Annotated in this window: 16 protein-coding genes, 1 tRNA gene and 1 pseudogene; 9 read left to right on the top strand and 9 right to left on the bottom strand. The window is 66.0% G+C overall.

All coding sequences use genetic code 11. The annotated features are described in order from the left end of the window. Window position 1 precedes the first annotated feature (1 nt). Both radA and ASF75_RS14135 read right to left on the bottom strand, forming a co-directional pair. The gene (radA, locus tag ASF75_RS14140) at window positions 2–1,363 is read right to left on the bottom strand and encodes a DNA repair protein RadA (RefSeq protein ID WP_017887660.1); all 1,362 of its coding nucleotides are present in this window, start codon (window positions 1,361–1,363) and stop codon (window positions 2–4) included. A gap of 10 nt (window positions 1,364–1,373) precedes the next feature. After that, a complete protein-coding gene (locus ASF75_RS14135; protein ID WP_071249833.1) occupies window positions 1,374–2,381 on the bottom strand; it encodes an SGNH/GDSL hydrolase family protein in 1,008 nt (335 codons plus the stop codon). Between the two features lie 143 nt (window positions 2,382–2,524). Here ASF75_RS14135 and ASF75_RS14130 point away from each other — a divergent pair. From ASF75_RS14130 to ASF75_RS17760, 7 genes are all read left to right on the top strand, one after another. After that, window positions 2,525–2,614 (top strand) — tRNA-Ser (locus ASF75_RS14130). A gap of 470 nt (window positions 2,615–3,084) precedes the next feature. Continuing rightward, window positions 3,085–3,207, top strand: a complete 123-nt coding sequence (locus ASF75_RS18250; protein WP_268750875.1) for a hypothetical protein — start codon at window positions 3,085–3,087, stop codon at window positions 3,205–3,207. Then, on the top strand, window positions 3,207–4,037 hold the full coding sequence (locus tag ASF75_RS14125; protein WP_156463901.1) for a hypothetical protein: 831 nt from the start codon (window positions 3,207–3,209) through the stop codon (window positions 4,035–4,037). The genes ASF75_RS18250 and ASF75_RS14125 overlap by 1 nt, the downstream gene beginning before the upstream one ends. Window positions 4,038–4,383: 346 nt before the next feature. Then, entirely contained in the window at window positions 4,384–4,734 is a 351-nt protein-coding gene (locus tag ASF75_RS14120; RefSeq protein ID WP_156463900.1) for a hypothetical protein, read from the top strand. A 22-nt stretch (window positions 4,735–4,756) separates the two neighbouring features. Further along, the gene (locus tag ASF75_RS14115) at window positions 4,757–5,323 is read left to right on the top strand and encodes a hypothetical protein (RefSeq protein ID WP_156463899.1); all 567 of its coding nucleotides are present in this window, start codon (window positions 4,757–4,759) and stop codon (window positions 5,321–5,323) included. A 26-nt stretch (window positions 5,324–5,349) separates the two neighbouring features. Continuing rightward, entirely contained in the window at window positions 5,350–5,970 is a 621-nt protein-coding gene (locus ASF75_RS14110; protein WP_156463898.1) for a hypothetical protein, read from the top strand. Beyond that, window positions 5,967–6,143 (top strand): hypothetical protein, encoded by a 177-nt coding sequence (locus ASF75_RS17760; RefSeq protein ID WP_156463897.1) that lies wholly within the window; start codon window positions 5,967–5,969, stop codon window positions 6,141–6,143. The genes ASF75_RS14110 and ASF75_RS17760 overlap by 4 nt, the downstream gene beginning before the upstream one ends. A gap of 6 nt (window positions 6,144–6,149) precedes the next feature. Here the strand turns inward: ASF75_RS17760 and ASF75_RS14105 are convergent, their stop codons facing one another. The 4 genes from ASF75_RS14105 to ASF75_RS14090 form a co-directional block, all read right to left on the bottom strand. After that, window positions 6,150–7,349: a Fic family protein gene (locus ASF75_RS14105; RefSeq protein ID WP_056072393.1), complete on the bottom strand. Its 1,200-nt coding sequence runs from the start codon at window positions 7,347–7,349 to the stop codon at window positions 6,150–6,152. Between the two features lie 108 nt (window positions 7,350–7,457). Then, window positions 7,458–8,111, bottom strand: a complete 654-nt coding sequence (locus tag ASF75_RS14100) for a nuclease-related domain-containing protein (RefSeq protein ID WP_056072389.1) — start codon at window positions 8,109–8,111, stop codon at window positions 7,458–7,460. 822 nt (window positions 8,112–8,933) lie between these two features. After that, window positions 8,934–9,188, bottom strand: coding sequence for a hypothetical protein (locus ASF75_RS14095; protein ID WP_056072387.1), 255 nt, complete (start codon window positions 9,186–9,188; stop codon window positions 8,934–8,936). An 84-nt stretch (window positions 9,189–9,272) separates the two neighbouring features. Then, window positions 9,273–9,932, bottom strand: coding sequence for a hypothetical protein (locus tag ASF75_RS14090; RefSeq protein WP_156463896.1), 660 nt, complete (start codon window positions 9,930–9,932; stop codon window positions 9,273–9,275). 322 nt (window positions 9,933–10,254) lie between these two features. On the opposite strand from ASF75_RS14090, the gene ASF75_RS14085 reads away from it, so the two are divergent. Both ASF75_RS14085 and ASF75_RS14080 read left to right on the top strand, forming a co-directional pair. Then, window positions 10,255–11,562 (top strand): tyrosine-type recombinase/integrase, encoded by a 1,308-nt coding sequence (locus tag ASF75_RS14085; RefSeq protein WP_056072382.1) that lies wholly within the window; start codon window positions 10,255–10,257, stop codon window positions 11,560–11,562. A gap of 2 nt (window positions 11,563–11,564) precedes the next feature. Next, window positions 11,565–12,491, top strand: coding sequence for a hypothetical protein (locus ASF75_RS14080; protein WP_156463895.1), 927 nt, complete (start codon window positions 11,565–11,567; stop codon window positions 12,489–12,491). Window positions 12,492–12,982: 491 nt separating this feature from the next. On the opposite strand, the gene ASF75_RS14075 is transcribed toward ASF75_RS14080, so the two are convergent. The 3 genes and pseudogenes from ASF75_RS14075 to ASF75_RS17910 all read right to left on the bottom strand — a co-directional run. Next, a complete protein-coding gene (locus ASF75_RS14075; protein ID WP_156463894.1) occupies window positions 12,983–15,433 on the bottom strand; it encodes a hypothetical protein in 2,451 nt (816 codons plus the stop codon). Between the two features lie 377 nt (window positions 15,434–15,810). Next, the gene (locus ASF75_RS14070; protein ID WP_056072368.1) at window positions 15,811–17,343 is read right to left on the bottom strand and encodes a hypothetical protein; all 1,533 of its coding nucleotides are present in this window, start codon (window positions 17,341–17,343) and stop codon (window positions 15,811–15,813) included. Between the two features lie 94 nt (window positions 17,344–17,437). Beyond that, a pseudogene (locus tag ASF75_RS17910) lies at window positions 17,438–17,641 on the bottom strand (dolichol-phosphate mannosyltransferase); the annotation flags it as partial.

The raw sequence follows: 17,641 nt of genomic DNA, 5'->3' as shown, positions 1-17,641 counted from the left end.
CTCAGAACGCGCGGTCGAGCTCGCGTTCGCGCGGGGACTGCGTCATCGAGAAGGCCACCCGCAGGGCCTCGCGCAGGTGCCCGGAGTCCGAGCCGAGCACCGTGGTGAACCCGAGGCGGGTGGCCTCGTTCACGCGCTGCTTCGTGCCCGTGGCCGGACGGATCTCGCCGGCGAGGCTGATCTCGCCCACGGCTGCGAGCGTGTGCGGGTACGGACGGTCTCGTGCGGCGCTCGCGAGGGCCAGCGCGATCGCCAGGTCGGCGCCGGGCTCCGTGAGCTTCATGCCGCCCACCGTGGACACGTAGACATCGGCGTCGGACAGCTTCAGGCCGGCGCGTCGTTCGAGGACCGCGAGCAGCATCGCCACGCGCGAGGCATCGACACCGTTCACGACCCGGCGTGGCTGCGGCGCGGAACTCGGGACGATGAGGGCCTGCACCTCGACCGGCAGTGCTCGACGCCCTTCGAGTGCGACGGTGACGCAGGTGCCGGACACCGGGGTGGTGTTCTTCGACATGAACAGGCCGCTGGGGTCGGGGACCTCGTGGATGCCGTCGCCGCCCATGTCGAAGCACCCGACCTCGTCCGTGGGGCCGAAGCGGTTCTTGAGCGCCCGGACGAAGCGCAGGGCGGTCTGCCGGTCGCCCTCGAAGTGGCAGACGACGTCGACCAGGTGCTCGAGCAGCCGCGGGCCGGCGATCGTGCCGTCCTTCGTGACGTGGCCGACGATGAGGACGGGCAGGGCGCGGTCCTTCGCGATGCGGATCAGGGTCGAGGCGACCTCGCGCACCTGGGACGTGCCGCCCGCGATGCCGTCGATCGAGCTGGACGAGATGGTCTGCACGGAGTCGGCGATGAGCAGGTCGGGCTGCACCTGGTCGATCTGGCCGATGATGACGCCGAGGTCCACTTCGCTCGCCAGGTACAGGTCGTCGTGCATCGCCCCGGTGCGTTCGGCACGGAGCCGGACCTGGTCGACGGACTCTTCGGCGCTGACGTAGAGGACGCGTTTGCCCGAGGCCGCGGCTCGCGAGGCGACCTCGAGCAGCAGGGTCGACTTGCCGACACCCGGCTCGCCGCTCAGCAGGACGGCCGCACCCGGCACCACGCCGCCGCCGAGGACGCGGTCGAACTCGCCGATGCCGGTCTGCCAACGCTGCACCGAGGTGCCGCGGGCTTCGGTGATCGGTCGTGCGGCCCGGGCGCCGGTGACGGCGACCGCGGACGTGCCCCGTGTGCTCGCCGACGCCGCAGAGCTGTCCTCGACGGTGCCCCAGGTCTGGCACTCACCGCACCGGCCGACCCACTTGATGCTGGTCCAGCCGCACTCGGTGCAACGGTAGAGGGACTGCGGGCGCGCCATGTCGTCGAGGCTAGGCCGTACGGCCGACATCACCTGCGCGGTCGCCCGGCTCGTCCGGTCCGCCGTGTCCGCCCGACTCGTCGCCGTCGTCGGGGACCGCGATCGACCCCGTCATCCGGTGGCGCAGGCGCTCGACCGGTCCCGGAGCCTGCCGTGAGGCGTGGTCGAGCGCCTCGGCGCCGTCGGTGTCCTGCTCGGCGCGGGCGTTCGCCACCGCCCCGGCTTCACGACCGAGGTTCTCAGCCTCGCGCACGGACAGGTAGTGCCGGATCGCCGCCACGGTGTCGACCCGGGCGTCGACCGCCGGCTCGAACGCGCTCGCCCAGACCTCGTAGCCGCGGTCGTTCGGGTGGAAGAGGTCGCCGTAGCTGTTGAAGAAGGTGCGGCGGACACCGACGCGCTTCGTGATGGTGTGCAGCGGCGCCACCGTCAGCCCGAACTCGTCGGCCACCCGGTGCACGATCTCGTTTGCCACCGCCACCTTGCGCTCCCGGTCCGGCACGAACATGCACGGCAACTCGGCCACCACTGCGTGCGAGGGGACCGCCCCGTAGATCGCCCGGATGTTCCGCTCGAACTTGTCCGGGTCGAAGTCGGCGATGTCGTTCGCCCCGATCGACACCGTGCAGATGTCGGGCGCGTAGTGCCGGAGCTTCGGCAGCTGGTCACGCTTCGCGCCCCACGTGGTCGAACCGGAGACGCTGAGGTTCACCACCCGCACGGACATGTGCGAGCGGTGCCGGATGCGCCGGGTCAGGAGCCCGACGTAGCCGCGGCCGGGGGCGGTCGCGCCGACGCCCTGTGCCGCCGAATCACCGATCGCCACGTAGAGCAGCTGCCCCTCGTGCTGCTGTCGTTCCCGCCACCAGTCGGCGTGGATCGGGAGCATGTCGACGACCCGTTGCGCCGCTGCCCGTTGGCCCTTCACGCCAGCGCGGGCACCGACGGCTGCGGCACCGACGACGCCGAGGCTGCCGATGACGGAGGTGAGGAGTGCGATGAGCGTGCGGGATCTCATGCCGTGGACGGTACGCCCGCCGGTCTTGCCGGAGACGAGGAGGACCTGTGGGTGTGGGGAGAGCCCTGCAGGTGACCGCCTGTGGAGGGCGATCCGACCCGGGGTGTCATCACGGGCCTCCCGGATCGTGTAAACTCTTTCCCGGTACCGTGTCCGAGCGGCCGAAGGATCATGTCTCGAAAACATGTGTGGGGGCAACTCCACCGTGGGTTCAAATCCCACCGGTACCGCCACGATCAAGAGCCCCAGATCCCCGTTGCGACGGGCATCTGGGGCTCTTTCGTAATGCCTCGGCGACTACGCCGGTAACCAAGCGGTAACGGAGCTTCCCGCAGCAGGTGCGACCATCCGCAACATCAGGCTGCTTTTTCGCGAAGGACGACCCGGCCCTCGTCGACGTAGAAGACGCCTGCCGGGCGCCAGATCCGGGCCCGCCTCAGGCGCGGCCGATGAGTAGATACCTCCGATCCGCGGGGATCCCGCGAACGGCATTGAAGAGCGGATCAACTCCCCGCGCAGAGGAGGTGTCGGTCGGACGGAAGCAAGTGCTCGGCGGGCAGATCCAGTCCGCTGAACGGAATCCGATAGTAGACGACGTACCACCCGCACAACCGGACCGACCAGGGCCGAGCCACGGCTCGCGGGGTCGATATTCCCGAGTGTGGGTGCGCCCGCACCCTCGTCCGACGACCCAGGAGCAGCCGTGAAGATCACCCTTTCGGCCATCGAAATCGACCTCGACCTTCCCACCCTCGTATCGCAGGGCATCGTCCTCTGGATGCTCGTCCAGTCGCGCTTGGACCGGAAGAAGGCCACGCTGAAGTGATGAGCCCGACCACACGTTCTGACGCCGAGGTGCGCTCGCTTGCTCGCAGCCTCTGGAAGGGCATCGAGCAGGGTGCCGATGCGCTCGCGCCCGAGATCCGCACCAGGAGTCTCGACTGGGAAGGGCAAATTGATCCGGACTTCCTGCTGTCGCAGATGATCGCGATGAACCTGTTGGCGGTCGGCGACCATGCGCGAAGCATGAACACCCTCATCCTGAGTCCGAAGCTCGGACCGTCGTCGGCTACCATCGCCCGAGGTGCAGTCGAGTCGCTGGCACGAATCCGCTGGGTCACGATCGGCGCGACGCCGGACGAGGTGCGTGTGCGCGCGCTCTCGGTCCTGCACTCGGACGTGGACAAGTCAGCGTTCGCGACTGAATTCGTCGGTGTCGAAGGTGAGCTCGACCGCCGCGAGTTCCTCGCCCTCGTGACTGCGCAGAAGCGAGCGATCAACGCAACAGCCCCGAGCTGGGCGCTCGGCACCGCGGTGCGCGAAGCCGCGGCTGACGCGTGGGGCAACGTGGATCTGGACGAATGGACCCCGTACTCGCAGCTCTCCTCATTCGCCCACGGCATGGTGCCGGCGCTCGGCTCGCTCCTCGCAAATGGCCGGCTGCGGCTTCCGCGTCAGGAAGTCGTGAACCACGCGGCGTTCGTCCTCGGCATCGCAGATCGCGCCGTCCATGTTCTGGGACGCTGTCCGCTCCCGCTCCTCCCTGATGGGACCGTGGCACAGCTCTGGGAGTCGATCGCACTGAGACTCGAGCCGCTCCGGCGCCAGCTTGCCGAGGAGGACAACGGCGATCGTCCGTTCCGAGTGAAGGGCTGAGCTGTAACCCCAAGTCGTCAGCGGAATTGCGTCGTGCCAAGCTGCACGATGCACCGGGATGGACGGGGGTGGAGAGGCTGACCCCTGCGCCGAAAAGTTGCGTTAAGTGCCATTACCGTCGGTGTGAGTCGCACCCCTTGAAGTGACCTGATGCTGCGTCTGTCTGCGGATGCGGGCAGCCGCTGAGGCAGTCGATCTCTGCGAGAATCGCGCCATGACAGATCCTCGGCAGTCGGGCCGGCGCATCGGGTGGCATCTCCACCCGTGGCGCCTGGACACCTACCGGTACTGGACGGGTCAGCGATGGCTCCAGGACGGCGAGGCTGCGCCGGAAGTCCGACCGGTCGTGAAGCGGAAGCAGCTGCTGCCGTGGGGGAGCGCAATCTTGCTGCCCGTGCTGACGCTCGCCGTGCTCGGCGGCATCATCGGCGCGGTGAAAATCGGCACGGCCATCGGACCGACCGCTAGCTGCACGATGGCGATGGAACAAGCCGAGCGGCAAGCTTCGGACGCGGACTACAACGCGGACCTCTACGTCGAGCGGAGCCTCGACATGTGCCGGGACGCCGATGACTGGAATAAGGCGTTCGCGAAGCACCCCAGCCTCCTCGGCATGACTCGCGCAACCGGCGATCAGGACCTCGAGATCGCCTGCGGTGTGTTCCCGGACACGGCGGTCTGCGAGTCCCGGCGATGACGACGACCCAGGGATGCCGGCCATGACTTCACCAGTAGCAGCGGACGGGCATCCGCAGCTCGGCTCGACGCACAAGAACGGCGACCGCCGCTTCGGTGTCGCGGGGCTCCTGTCGCGCGTCTACGCGGGCCGAGGCACGCCGATGCTGTCGAGCCCGTACCACTCGACGGTCACCGAGCACATCGGATCCGTCCGCGTCGGCGACGAGCTCCACGTCGAGTGGCGAGGCACCCACTGGTGGGCGACGTCGGACGAAGGCACCGTCGGCAGACTCTCCTGGTCGAAGGGGCTTCGCGGACAGACGGCCTACGTCCCGGACGGGCCCAGCTCCTACGACTTCGACGACGGGACGCTGTACGTGCAGCACGTCACAGTGAACGCCGCTGGCGAGGTCGTCGACTGCGGCGGGTACGTCGTGCCGGACGACTACGAGCCGTCGGACTGGCCGATGACGCCGATGCCGGACCCGGCCGAGCGCGAGCTGACCATCATGATCGGCGTGCCGGCGCCGCAGCCGGTGGATTCATCAGCACCGGGCGTCGCGCCTCTGCGACGCCGCGGGTGGCTCGACCGGCTCATGGGACGATGACAATGGCCTTGGTGGGTGGAACGACGATGAGCGAGCAGACAGAGTTGCCGGAGGGCGCGGTCGGGTATGTGTTCCGAACAGAGCCCGCTGACCAGTCGTGGGCGTACGTCGGTCAGAGCACTCGTCTCGATCCGGCACATGTCGATGGCTACTTCGGTAGCGGTGCGTTCATGACTCAGGTGATCGCAGAGCATGGCACCGGCGGACTCACGAAGCGCATCGTCGCGACGGCGGGGTCGTCGCTCGAGCTGCACTACCTCGAAATGCTCTACATCGCCGAGGCCCGTCGAGACGGTGTGCGGGTCGGCAATGGTGACTTCGGAGGTCCGCGACCATTCCCGAGCCTTCAACAGGCTCTCTGGGAGGTCGCCCCAGCCGTGATTCGCGTGGCGGGTGACCCCCAGCGGTTCTACGACGCCCTCGTGAAGCACCGCGATCTGGTCCAACAGGCGATCCTCGACTCGTCGAGCGTTCCGGTCGACGCCTTCTACGCAGGCCTGGAGCGCGACCTCAGGGCCACCGAGGACTTGTCGCACCCGTGCCCGACATGCGGCTCCGACGTCGGTGAGGTGTGCCGGACGAACTCGAAGTCGCTCACCCAGCCTCGGAACCCCGCGCGGAACCACTCGAAGCGGCCGGCCTCGTGACGACGTACACACCGCGAGAGCTGGCAGCCGAGCTCGGCTACACGAACGAGTCTCGTCCGGGGCGTGCCGTGCGGGCCTACCTGCGGGAGCGTTACCCGGAGCACACCGGATTCTGGGTACTCGACGAGGCACAGGCCGACGACGTGCGAGCGAACGTGCAGCGGTCGTCGTGACGAGCGTCACGCTCCGCGGAGCCTGGTGATCCGCTCCCGGATGCGGGTGTCGAGGTCCTCGAACTCGTCGAGTACGTCCATCGCGGCGTACGCGCGGCCGCGGACTCGCTCGGTGACGGCTTCGACGACGCCGGCCTCCTCGAGGGCCTGCACGCCGCGGTAGACGCTCCGATCCGGGACGTCGCCGAGCGCTTCGACGAGCTGCTCGATGGTGAACACCGGCAGCGACAGGAGGACCGGCAGGATGCGGTCGGCGGCGCTGCCAGCGCGCGGGGATGCCTGCTCGCGCCATGCGGCTTCGTACTGCGCGAAGGCGCGCGACGTGCCGCGGGCCTCACGGGCCGCCGTCTCGACGCAGAGCGCCAGGTCGGTGACGATCGGCTCCGCGTCACCCGTGCGGTACGCGCCGAGGAGCGAGAAGTAGTGGCCCGTGTCCGCGGCGAGGGCGCTGGCGACCGGCAGCACCGTGTGTGGCGTGACGCCCCGGCGACGCAGGATCGCGCCGATGAGCGCCCTGCCGATGCGGCCGTTGCCGTCGGTGAACGGGTGGATGCTCTCGAACTGGGCGTGCGCGATCGCGGCCTGGGTGACCGGCTCGACGTCGTCGCGGTTGGTGAACGCGAGCAGGTCGTCCAGGAGCGCCGGGACTTCCTCCGGCGGAGGCGGGACGTAGAGCGCACCACGGGGCGAGTGCTGGGAGCCGCCGATCCAGTTCTGCACATCGCGGATGCGGCCGGCGTAGGGGCGCTCGGCGACGTCCGGGTCGTCCTGCATGAGCGCCTTGTGCGCGGCGAGGATCTCGTCGAGCGTGATCGTCGTGTTCGAGGCGTCGATGAGCTTCGTGATCGCGGCGCCTGCGGCGACCATCGACATGGCGGAGGCGTTCTCCTTCAATCCGCCGATGGCGCGCGCGAACGCGACCGGAGATGCCTCGACGTGCTCGATGCGGCTGGAGGCGACGGACTCCATGCGGATGAGGAAGCCGGCGAGGGGGCTGAGCACGCCGTCTGCCACGCGCTCGAGGTCGGCGGCCTCGTAGCGGGCCCGGGCGAGGTCGCGGTCGGCGATGACGGGCACGTGGGCGCTGGCGATCATCGGAGGGATGGACACGGCCACCTCGGTGAGCATGCGGTCCTCGCGTGCGCCTCGGCGGCTCGTGCTCGTCCACGGGACGACGCGCGTCGTGTGTGTTGGCCAGTTCGTCATCGCGCGTCCTTCCCGCCAATAGTCATGTCGATAATGTCACTTATTCCGGAAAAGTGGCAATTGTGGCGACCACGTCGCCATGGAGGGCGCGGCTTGCGGTGCGTCGAATCAGGCGGGCGGGAAGTGCGCTGCGATCGTGGCCGCGGTCGCGGTGACGTCGACCTGACCGTCGAGCGAGGCGAGCTGCTTCGCGAGCTTCTTCGGCCAGCAGACCTCGATGCCACGGGTGGTGAACGAGCCGCCGAGGAGCGGCCAGTCCGCGTCGACGAAGCAGAGCGCGCCGTGCACGCTGACCGGGTCGACGACCTCGTGCACGAGCGCCGCCTGGCGGAGGACGCTGTCGACGAGCTTCGTGCGGTCGCCGCCGACGATGAGCTTCTCGGTGCGTGGCCGGAACAGCCCGCCCTCGACCTGCAGCCGGGGCCGCTTGTTGCGGTAGCGCTTCGCGTCGATGACCCAGACGCCGGCGCGGGTGATCACGATGTGGTCGATATTCGCTCGCGTCCTGGGGACGCGGCGGTCGTGCAGCACGACGATGTCCTCGGAGGCGATGGCGTCAAGCGCCTGGCCGACGATAGCCTCGCCGGCTGCCCCGGACTTCCATGCGACGGTGCTCTGCCGCTCGCTCGAGAGCGCGACGGCGATCTTGCCGATGCGACCCTCGCCCCACGTCTCGCGGACCTTCGCCTCGTCGCGCGCCCGCCGGCGGTCGTATTCGCGATGAGCGGATGCACCGGCTCCAGTGGCGTCGTTCGTCCCCATGGCATCCATCCAGTCAGATCGGGTGCCCGGGTGCGAGCCCCAGTGCGAGGCGCGAGAGCCTGCTGACGGCGTACCCGTTGTACCGGTACCGGACTGAGCCCCAATCTTTGGCCGCGGGACTCTTAAGCACAAGAACGTGCACGATTGTGCATCGATGGCTCGGCAGCCCGATGGAACCGCCGCGCGGCCGCTTACTGAGAGCTTGAGTTTCGTCGCGAAGTCGTGCACGAGGTTTCGGCCGAGTGCCGCCAATCGGCGCGATTCTTCGAGCTTTACTCCCGCCCGGCGACGTGCACAACCTCGCGACGGGCTTGTGCGCGATTGTGCATCCACTGCGCAGCGGCTCGTCTAAGCGACGCGGTCCAGCCGTCCGGCTTCCTCGCGCCTAGACGGCGTCGCGCCGCGCGTGAGTGCGCGGCTCAAGATCGCGCTGCGTCCGCGCGCTCGAGTTGACGTAGCCTCTTTGCAAACTTCCCCGGAACGTTGAGGCTCCGATGCACTCCTGTTCTCCAAACGAATAGGTCGTGCTTGCGCCATTCGCGCATGACATAGAGCCGGAAGTAGCTCCTGGCGTGGTAGTGGTCTCGTGAGTTCACGCCTTCCGGGCGCCGTGACGGAACTCCGTTCGTCTCCGGTAAGAGATGTATGAACAGCTCGTTGAACGTCGGTCCGTGACCCCGTTGCTTCGTGTGCACCTCGATGAAGAGGGCTGCGGCCCGTGCCCACTCCCGCGAACGGTCGGGCGCAAGTAGGTCTTCAATTACGTAGGCCCAGCTCGCTGGAGGCGAAGTTTGTCGGCTTGGCCACCATGCCGCGCGGCGCTCAGTCCTCGTCGACATCTAGACCTGCAAGTTTCAGCGCAGATCCGTACGCCTCGATCTGCGCGATGGAGACGAGTTCAACCCACCCGAGGATGTTGTCTTGTTCCTCGCGGCTGAGATCCTCCCAGTGCCTGCTAGCGAACCACGGCGACACGCTCAGTCGTGTCACGACGATGCGAGCGGTCTCCCGGGTCAGGATCTGACGTAAGGCGTCTGCCTCGGTGCTCCAGTCGGAGCTAGCGTCAGCCTCGTTCACGAGGCGTCACCGTCCGTGCGGAGGAGCGGGCCGAAACTGAGACGTGGGCCACTTGTACGGCCGGTACCGCGATGCCGTTCGCGGTCATCGGTACAGCCCTGCGCTGATGAGGTCGAGCACCTCGGAGGGGTCGCCGCCGTCCTCCAACCAGGCCGCAGGTGTCTTCATGCCCGCATCGATCAGGTCCTCCTGACGTGTCGTGAAGAAGCGGCCGATCGAAAGCGGCTGCCACCGCTCGAGGAGCGCAGGCACCAGTTCGGCCAGGTGTGGCAGGAGCTGACCGACTGGCCTGGTCGTGAACTGCCAAGTCGGGATACGTCTTTCGCCGCCGATCTCGACCATCAAGAGCTCGCCTCGTTCCGCGGCACTGACGATGTCTTGAGGCGTCCGATGCAGAAACGCGGACGCTGAGTCCAGCGATACCGTCTCCCAGGCGCTCGAGAGCCAACCGCCCGACTCGACTAGCGGGAGTGCACCCTGCGCAAGCTCGTCTTCGGCAGCAGCCACGTCTTCGGCTGTCATCACCCCAGCCTCGACGAGACTCCTGCTGTGTTCAGATTGGGCTGCTCGCGGAAGCACGGGCGGCATGCTCTTGATCAGCGTCGTGAGGCCGCGAACAAGGTAGTCGCCTTCAGCTCCCAGAGCCCGGAAGGCAAGTAGCAGTTGCTCCTCCACCGCTGTCGTGGTCAGTGCGTTCTTTTGCCGCGGGCGCGGGCCGTCCTCGGTGCTGTTCGGAATGCTCATTCTCGCAAAGCTACATAGCTGCGACTCCGGTTGTAGGCGCCGATTACGAGTCAAGATGTCGGGTTTGCTCGTTTACCAGACTAAGAATGGGAGTGTAACAATCCGGCATCGGTTCGAGCAGGTCCGAGGGGTGCGGACGGATCGATTCCCGGCCTCGAGTCTGGTCACTTCATCTCCCGCTGGCACGTTCCGAGAATGACTATTATCGGAACTGAGGCGGCCGGGGCCACAGGCCCGTTCTGGACACGTGAATTGGCAGCGAGGTGACGCCGAGCCGTCCCGCCGAGGGGAGAGCTGTGCACACGATGGCCGAGGCGCACCGGTGAGTGACGAGCCGGGGGAGGAGCTCGTCGTCGCAAGCGACGCACCCAACGATCTCGTCCCCGAGCTCCTCGGTGATGACCGGCTGGCGCGCCGGCCACTCCGGGCGGTGTCGGGCAAGGCGATGACCGCGGAGCAGCGCGCGGCCGCCGAGCGCAGTCGCACCGCAGCGGCCATTCGTCGTGCTGCAGCACGGGGGCCGCGGCCGCCGGTCGTAGCGAAGACGGCTGAGCAGCTCGCCCTCGAGGCGAAGTCCGAGAGCACGGTGCGCGCCTACCAGAGTGATCTTCGCCAGTTCGCGCGCTGGCTCGCCGGCTTCGAGGACGACGAGGTGCACGACCCCGCCGACATCGCTCGCGTGCGCACGGCGCCGCGGACGGCCAAGGAGGTTGCTGACTTCCTGGCGGCCAAGGCTGCCTCGGAGGTGGCGCCAGGGGTCCGTCGCTACGCGCCATCGACGATCGCGCGCTACCTCGCTGCGATCAACTGGGAGCACGAGCGCCGCCACTTCGATCCGCCCGGGAAGCACCCGCGCGTCCGCGACACCATGCAGGGCATCCGTCGCGATGACCCACCACCCGTCCAACGTGCTGCTCCGCTGACGCTGAAGCTCCTGCAGCGCACCCTGCGCGCGATCGACCTGACGAACTTCGAGCGCGGCGCTATCAATACCCGCGACTACGCCCTGCTCCTGTTCGGCTTCGTGGGTGCGTTCCGCGAGAGCGAGCTCGTCGCGACCGACGTCAGCGACTACCGCCTCGTCCCCGACGAGGGCGTCCGCATCCGGATGCGTCGGTCGAAGACGCAGCAGGAGGGCGACGGGCCGCCGAAGATCATCCGCTTCGGATCGAACCCGCTCACCTGCGGGCCCTGCGCGTTCGTGCGGCTGTATCGCCTGCAGGTCGAGCAGCATCAGCGCGGCGAGGCGGGGATGTTTGCTGCGCTCATGGACGCCGCGACCGACGTGCACATCTGCGATGAGGGTCTTCCGTCGCACGAGGAACGTCTCGACCCCGCCGCCCCGTTCTTCCCAGCGGTGAGCAAGTGGGGCTTCTTCCGCGAGGCCCGGCTCACCCCAACCGCGGTCGGCAAGGTCGTCCAGTCCCGGATACGGAAGGCCGGCGTCGACGCCGAAGGCTTCAGCGGGCACTCGATGCGCGCCGGCTTCATCACCGAGGCACGCAACGCCGGCGCGACCGACGTCGAGATCATGAACCAGACTGGCCACAACTCCGCGGCGACGTTGCGGATCTACGACCGCGAGTACACCCCGTTGGTCCGCAACGCCTCGACCCGGATCAAGCTGTGACCGTGACGCCGCAGCTCGAGCGGCACTGGGCACGCTTCGAGGCCTGGTGCGCGGCGTCGGGGAGGGAAGCCCTGCCGGCGTCCCCGGAGACCGTGGAAAGATTCCTTGCGCTCTTCCCTGGCTCGAAATCCAAGCAGCGCCTTCGACGGCGCGCGATCACCGTCAAACACCTGGACGCGGGGGAGCCGTCCCCAATCATCCTGGTCCCGCCCGCCCGCGTCTGGAAGGGTTCGGCGGTGGTTGCTGACATCGAGCAGGCCCTGGGTGAGATCCCGAAGTATCGCCACCCTGTTGGGCTGCGCGGCCGACGCGACGCCTTCTTGATCGTGCTCGTCGGCTTCCTGCAGCTCAGCCGGCAGGAAGCGCGACAACTCTCACCAGCGGCGATCGAGCTTGGCAGCATCGTGAAGATCTGCGGTCGCGTCATCCCGAGCAACGATGACCCGGTGACGTGTCTTGCCTGCGCTGTGACGCGCTGGCTGCGCGTGGCCGGTAACGCCTACCTCGGCCACCGTGCTCAGACTCGCGGGCTCCTGGATCCCACGAAGGCAGACCTCACGAAGCACGACTGCGGTCAGCCGGTCACTGAACAGTGGCGCCGAGCTACCGACCTGCTCGTGCCGTTGGACACTTACGGCTGGGTCCGGACCGGTGTGCCGCTGTCGAAACGCTCGATCACGTCGATCATCCCGGCGCGACGTCTAACGACTGGGTTCGCGGAGGAGGTCGGCCCGCACACCAGGAAGCCGACCCAGTTCGACGACCTGAGCGCGACCGACACCTACCGAGCTGCCGGAGATCTCGAAGCGAAGGCCGAGGCCGCGTTCGTGCGTTCCGCCGAAGCCCTCGCAGAGGCGCGTCGGCTCGGCATGGCGATCGACGACCTGCTCGTTCCTATCCTGGACCAAGACGATGACGAGCTTGGTTGAGCGTCGAAAGCGGCAGTAATACAATGCGCTGTGAAAAATGCACCGGATTGGGTGGCTTCAAAACATCTTATTCCGGAACTACATCACTCCAGCCCTCGCCCGCTCTAAGCAATGTGGCGATCGGGGTATCTGTGCCCAACCCTTTGCCGTGGTATCTCAGGCGGCAACGATAATCCGTGAAAAATTGGGCCCCATCCCGCTGATGCGGCATGGGGCCCAATGTAAGGTTATGCAGAATCAGCGCGATTCGTCATCTGAGTTGTTCGAACGATCATTTCTGATTATGTTCACGGTCCACAGTAGGCCGAACACGGACAGTGCGCCAATGATCCATCTCGATATCGGAACACCCACATCGAACGATACCCACAGCACGAGGCCGATTATGGTAGTTATCGCCATAGCCGCAACGTATAACGAGAGAAGCCGACCGGACGGAAATGATAGTTGCTGCAGCAGTTTAGGTGATCCCTTGTCATTGTCGATACTGTTCATTTCCTCACCGCGAACGATTTGACCAATTCAACACAATTCCCGATACCTAGCAACTCAAAGAGCCCGGCACCAACCAGTGAGATGATAGTCCCCCAGGCGCCAACCTTCTTCTTCGACAGGCTGGACTTGTTGGCAACATACTTCTTCAGTGACTTCATGACCTTATCAAGCTTGCCACCAAGCTCGTTGTAGGCCTTGATGACCTTCTTAGAGCTTTTGATAATCTTTTCAACCTTCGCAAGCTTTTGTACTGCCTTCGCGGCCGGCAGGGTCCAAGACGCGATATCGAGAGCGCAACCCGCTACATTCTTGATAGTGGTCCAAAGATCAGGGTCGGCAACCACGGGGAAGCTGTCCACATTGCTAGTGTCGACCACCTGCGTAACGGTGTCACCATCGACCTCGTAGCGCGTTGGAACGTCAGCGCCTCGTGCATCCTTCGCCCACGGCGCGTTCAAGGAGCCGATAAAGAAGCCGGAGCTATCCGTGATAACCAGCGCCCCGTCTTCGGTCGTCGCGATTTGGCTACCTTCCGGCAGGCCCAGAGGATACGCGAAGCGGGTCGGGGCTTGAGCTGTTTCGATCACGGTGGCGACTTGAACGGCGCCGTCTGAGTGCACGATGGGTACGGTGCTAGAGCCGTTTTGATTGTTGTAGGAAACGACGCCGTCTGTTTCGGACACAGCAGCGGTTGCTCCGGCGGCGAAAGGAAGGGCCGCTGAGAGGACGGTGCTTGCGGAATCGGAGGCGGTGGGATCCAAGGTGATTCCGTCCGTGGCGCTATTCGGAACCGTTACGGCTACCTCATCGGTCGTCTGGATTGCCACTGCGCCGCTGGTGGTCTTTTTCAGAGATGACAAATCCATGAGGGACTCGGGAGTGGCGTTCTCGATCGCCGTGAGGGTTGCGCTTGGGGCTGTTGCGTTTAGTCCGAATGCGAACTCTTGCTCTTCGGTGTCGCCCATAGCGTTGGTGATGATTGCCGTAACGCGATGCCAGCCGGGTGTACCAGGGATGGTGACATTGACCGACGCACCGTTGTCGCTGGTGAGTGGCAGGGTGTCGATCGGGTCGTCGTTCAAGAGCGTGATCAGGTAAGAGTCTGAGTCCGCTGAGGGGTGCGCTGTGACTTTGCAGACGATGTCAGCGCCATCCGAATGCGTCGTCCAACTGCCAGCTTTGTATTCGGTCGGGCAGGAGATTGTCGGGGCCATCGTGTTCACATACCAACCCTGAACGTCCACGATGTAGTGCGTCGCGTCCGCTACGTTGTTGAGGTCGATTTTGCCGTTGGCGCCGAGGGGGACAGTGATGGTGTTGGTGCGAATATCGTCTGTCTGGAAGTTGATCGCGGTGGTGTCGGGTTTGGTTGTGCCGTCAGCCCAAACGGTGGCACGGCCGTCGCTGCCGCCGTGCGAGACGATGAGGGTCAGCACTACGGCGGTGATCCCCGAACCCATCACGGGAACACCAGCTTGGCCGGCAATCTGGATGGAACGGGTTTCGTTCTTCGCTAGCGGGGTATTTCCGGTTGCGCGTGAGTTGTAGGCGCGGCCGGTGGCGGGCGTGAAGCTCGCGCCGGACTTACCTGCGGCAGTGAAGTAGCCCTGCAGATCCACGACAAGGTTGATCGTGGTCGATGAGTTCGCAATCGTCATCTTGCCGGTCGGAGAGAGGGCAACTTGCGCCTGGACTGAGGTGGTCTCCGAAGGGGCGTAGTGCAGCGAGTTCTGCGGTCTCGGTGAATCGGCAGCGTAGGGCGTGAGGTTGCCGTCCAAGTTCGTAGAGTTGATAGCGATCAGGTTCACGACGGCACCTGATGCGTCTGATGGAATGCTATTGGTACCCGCTACCTGCACGTCGATGCTCTTACCCGGCGCGATCGATGCCTTGGCGGTGCCGAGCCCGGAGCGGGTGTCCACAACCCGCTTCCCTGCGACGGGGATGAAGCCGCCAGCAGAGGTGCCGTCGATGTTCGCTGTGTAATACCCCTGCACGTCGAGGATCACGCGAGCCGTGGTTTCGGTCATGATCTGGATCGTTCCGTCTGCACCAACCGCGACCGTCGCCGTGTTCGAAACGTACTCGCCGGTGTGGTCGTTGTAGATCAACATCGTGGTGCGTGACGTGTCGGCGTTGGGGCGACCGAACAGCGTGCCGTTGTCTGGGGTGGTGCCTACGGTTGCGTTGAGGGAAACGGCGCCAACGGAGCCGTCCTCCGGCAAACCAGCGAGACCAGCGACCTTGATCGTGCGGTACTTGCCCGCTTCCATCGGCGTACTGAAACCGCCAGTACCCTTCGCCGTGTCGAGAATCCGGCCGCTCGCGGGGACAAATACTCCACCAGTCCCGGAATCATTCAACGCCTGAGCCGGCGTGGCGACCAGTAACGAACCAACCAGTGCAATCGCGCCGAGGATTGCGGCAGCGATGCTGCGCTTTCCCATACGCGGAGCGTGCAGCGTCGAGCGCACGGAACCCCCTAGATGAATCAGACAGCACGAGCTGCTGTCAACCCCCGAAGCTTAGGAGGAAGCTGAGTACGACAGGGTGGCACCCGTTTGGGGGCGCTGAGAGAAAGACCTGATCAGAGGGGTTAGTACCGCTGTGGGCTTAATGGACGTTCAGATAGGCGGGGTGCGAGGAAGCACAGGAGGGCGACCTGCGGCGGTCTGAGAGTCTAAATCCCTACGGTTGCCTCACTTTGAGCGAAGCCGAGCCGGCTGAGGAGCATCGCGAATGCGTGACTGCTGAGTGCCGCAGCCCTTCCGCTCGTCAGACTCGACGGGATGCTGCATGAATGAAGGCGTCTTCGCTCGAGTACTCAGCGGGTGAACTCAGTAATGAAGTTGCGTTCGCCGGCCCCGCCGTAGTTGAGCTTCTTCTGCTCCTTGAACCCCGCATTGCGGAGGGCCGCCGCGACCTGGTCGAGTTCGGCTGGGTTGTCGCCGATGTACCAGACAGTGCGGAGACCCTTGGTGTCGTTCGCTGCGTTGACGGCGCCGTGCATGCGCGCGAAGAAGTAGTTCATGTCCGCCGCGCTCGTCTTCGTCCAGAGGTCCTTCAACCCCTCGACGGATGACGGGTAAGCGATGGTCAGTTGGTCGGCTGGCCGGTGCATCTTGCCGAGGATGAGTCCGGCTGGGCCCCGCTCGTCCTGGCGTGCCTCGGTGAGCTCCCGTGCGGCGGTGGCGAGATCGGTGGACTTCGGGGATGCGTACCGGATGCTCCACCACACCTGTCCGGCGGGGATGAGGAACGCGATGAGGAGCAGGCCACTGATGATGCCCTTCGCGTAGGGGAGGAGGGCGACGATGCCGGCGGCGATGAGGATCGCGAGTGCCGGTGCGGAGTACGTCACGTAGCGGGCGTTGTAGACGGGCTTGTAGAAGTGCGATGCGGCGAGCAGCGCCACGGTGGGCACGATCAGCCACGGCAGCATCACCACCAGCGCTTCCCTGCGCTTTCGGAGCGCGAACGCGACACCGACGAGGACCAGCAACCACGACACGACGGCGACTGCGGTCACGAAGGATCTGGTGGTGGTGACGAGCGCGAAGTCGAAGAACTGCAGCCGCCATCCGTTTTCGATGGCGCTGTGCCAGGTGGGTGCCTGCAGCCATCCGATCTGTCGGGACTGCGGGATCGTTGCGCGAACGAACGGCACGACGGCGACGCCGAGGATGGCGATCGTCCACGCTGCGGCTGCGAGACCAATCCAGCGCTGCTTCGGTGCGAAGAGGAAGCGGAGGAACACCGTCAGGGCGTGCGCGGCGACGATGAGTGCCGCCCACAGGAACACCAGCACCGACACGTAGGCGAAGACCGCGTACAGCAGCCACCACAGGGTGATCAGCAGTGGCGGTTTCCGGCTGTCGGTGGCGTCCAAAGCGTGGACGAGCAGCACCGTTGTGAGTACCGCTAGCAGGAGCTCGAACGCCGGAGAACGTCCGGATGTGCCGGCCGAGGCGACGACGGGCAGGAGGGGCAGGATGATCGCGGAGATCGTCGCCGTGGCAAGGGAGAACAGCCGCTCAGCGAGCAGGACGACGAGCCCGCCTGCCAGTCCGATCGCGACGGCCGACGGGAAGCGGAGCGTGAAGGGGCTGTAGCCGACGAGGTCGAACCAGAGGTGCATGCCGACGTAGTACGCCGCGTGCACCAGGTCGATCCGGCCGATGAGGTCCTGCAGTGCGTCCCACGACCGGGTCGAGGCTGCGATGGTCGCGGTCTCGTCGAGCCAGATGGTTCGGTGGGTGATCGCGATCAGGGTGATGAGTGTGCCGAAGAGGGTGGCTCCGCCGGCGATGACCCATCGGGCGTTCCTGCGGGTGTCCCGCTTCACGTCAGCATGCACACCCGCCAGCGTATGGGCAGGCGCACTCGAGCCCCGACTCTGACGTCGGCGAGTGGTCGAGCATCCAGCTGCTGGCCCTGCTGCAGGGCGCCGGCTAGGAGCGGGTGTTCTTCCGCACGGAGGGCAGCTTGCGGTGGTCCTTGACCAGGGAGCGGGTCTCGCGGATGCGACGGTCGATGCCCCACTTCGTCACGAGCGCGAGGCTCTCGCGGACGATGTTGCCGCTCATCTTCGAGACACCGAACTCCCGCTCGGTGAACGTGATCGGGGTCTCCACGACCCGCAGGCCTGCCTCGAG

It is taken from the genome of Curtobacterium sp. Leaf154 (genome assembly GCF_001424595.1).
In the GTDB taxonomy this organism is placed as follows: Bacteria; Actinomycetota; Actinomycetes; order Actinomycetales; family Microbacteriaceae; genus Curtobacterium; species Curtobacterium poinsettiae.
Note: the sequence above shows the minus strand (reverse complement) of the source record. Positions and strands in the feature narration are given on the sequence as shown.

Excerpts from the sequence above, each read along its gene's own strand:
- radA (WP_017887660.1), bottom strand. The coding sequence starts at position 1,363 with ATGGCGCGCCCGCAGTCCCTCTACCGTTGCACCGAGTGCGGCTGGACC.
- ASF75_RS14135 (WP_071249833.1), bottom strand. The coding sequence starts at position 2,381 with ATGAGATCCCGCACGCTCATCGCACTCCTCACCTCCGTCATCGGCAGC.
- ASF75_RS14125 (WP_156463901.1), top strand. The coding sequence starts at position 3,207 with ATGAGCCCGACCACACGTTCTGACGCCGAGGTGCGCTCGCTTGCTCGC.
- ASF75_RS14115 (WP_156463899.1), top strand. The coding sequence starts at position 4,757 with ATGACTTCACCAGTAGCAGCGGACGGGCATCCGCAGCTCGGCTCGACG.
- ASF75_RS14110 (WP_156463898.1), top strand. The coding sequence starts at position 5,350 with ATGAGCGAGCAGACAGAGTTGCCGGAGGGCGCGGTCGGGTATGTGTTC.
- ASF75_RS14105 (WP_056072393.1), bottom strand. The coding sequence starts at position 7,349 with ATGACGAACTGGCCAACACACACGACGCGCGTCGTCCCGTGGACGAGC.
- ASF75_RS14100 (WP_056072389.1), bottom strand. The coding sequence starts at position 8,111 with ATGGGGACGAACGACGCCACTGGAGCCGGTGCATCCGCTCATCGCGAA.
- ASF75_RS14090 (WP_156463896.1), bottom strand. The coding sequence starts at position 9,932 with ATGAGCATTCCGAACAGCACCGAGGACGGCCCGCGCCCGCGGCAAAAG.
- ASF75_RS14075 (WP_156463894.1), bottom strand. The coding sequence starts at position 15,433 with ATGGGAAAGCGCAGCATCGCTGCCGCAATCCTCGGCGCGATTGCACTG.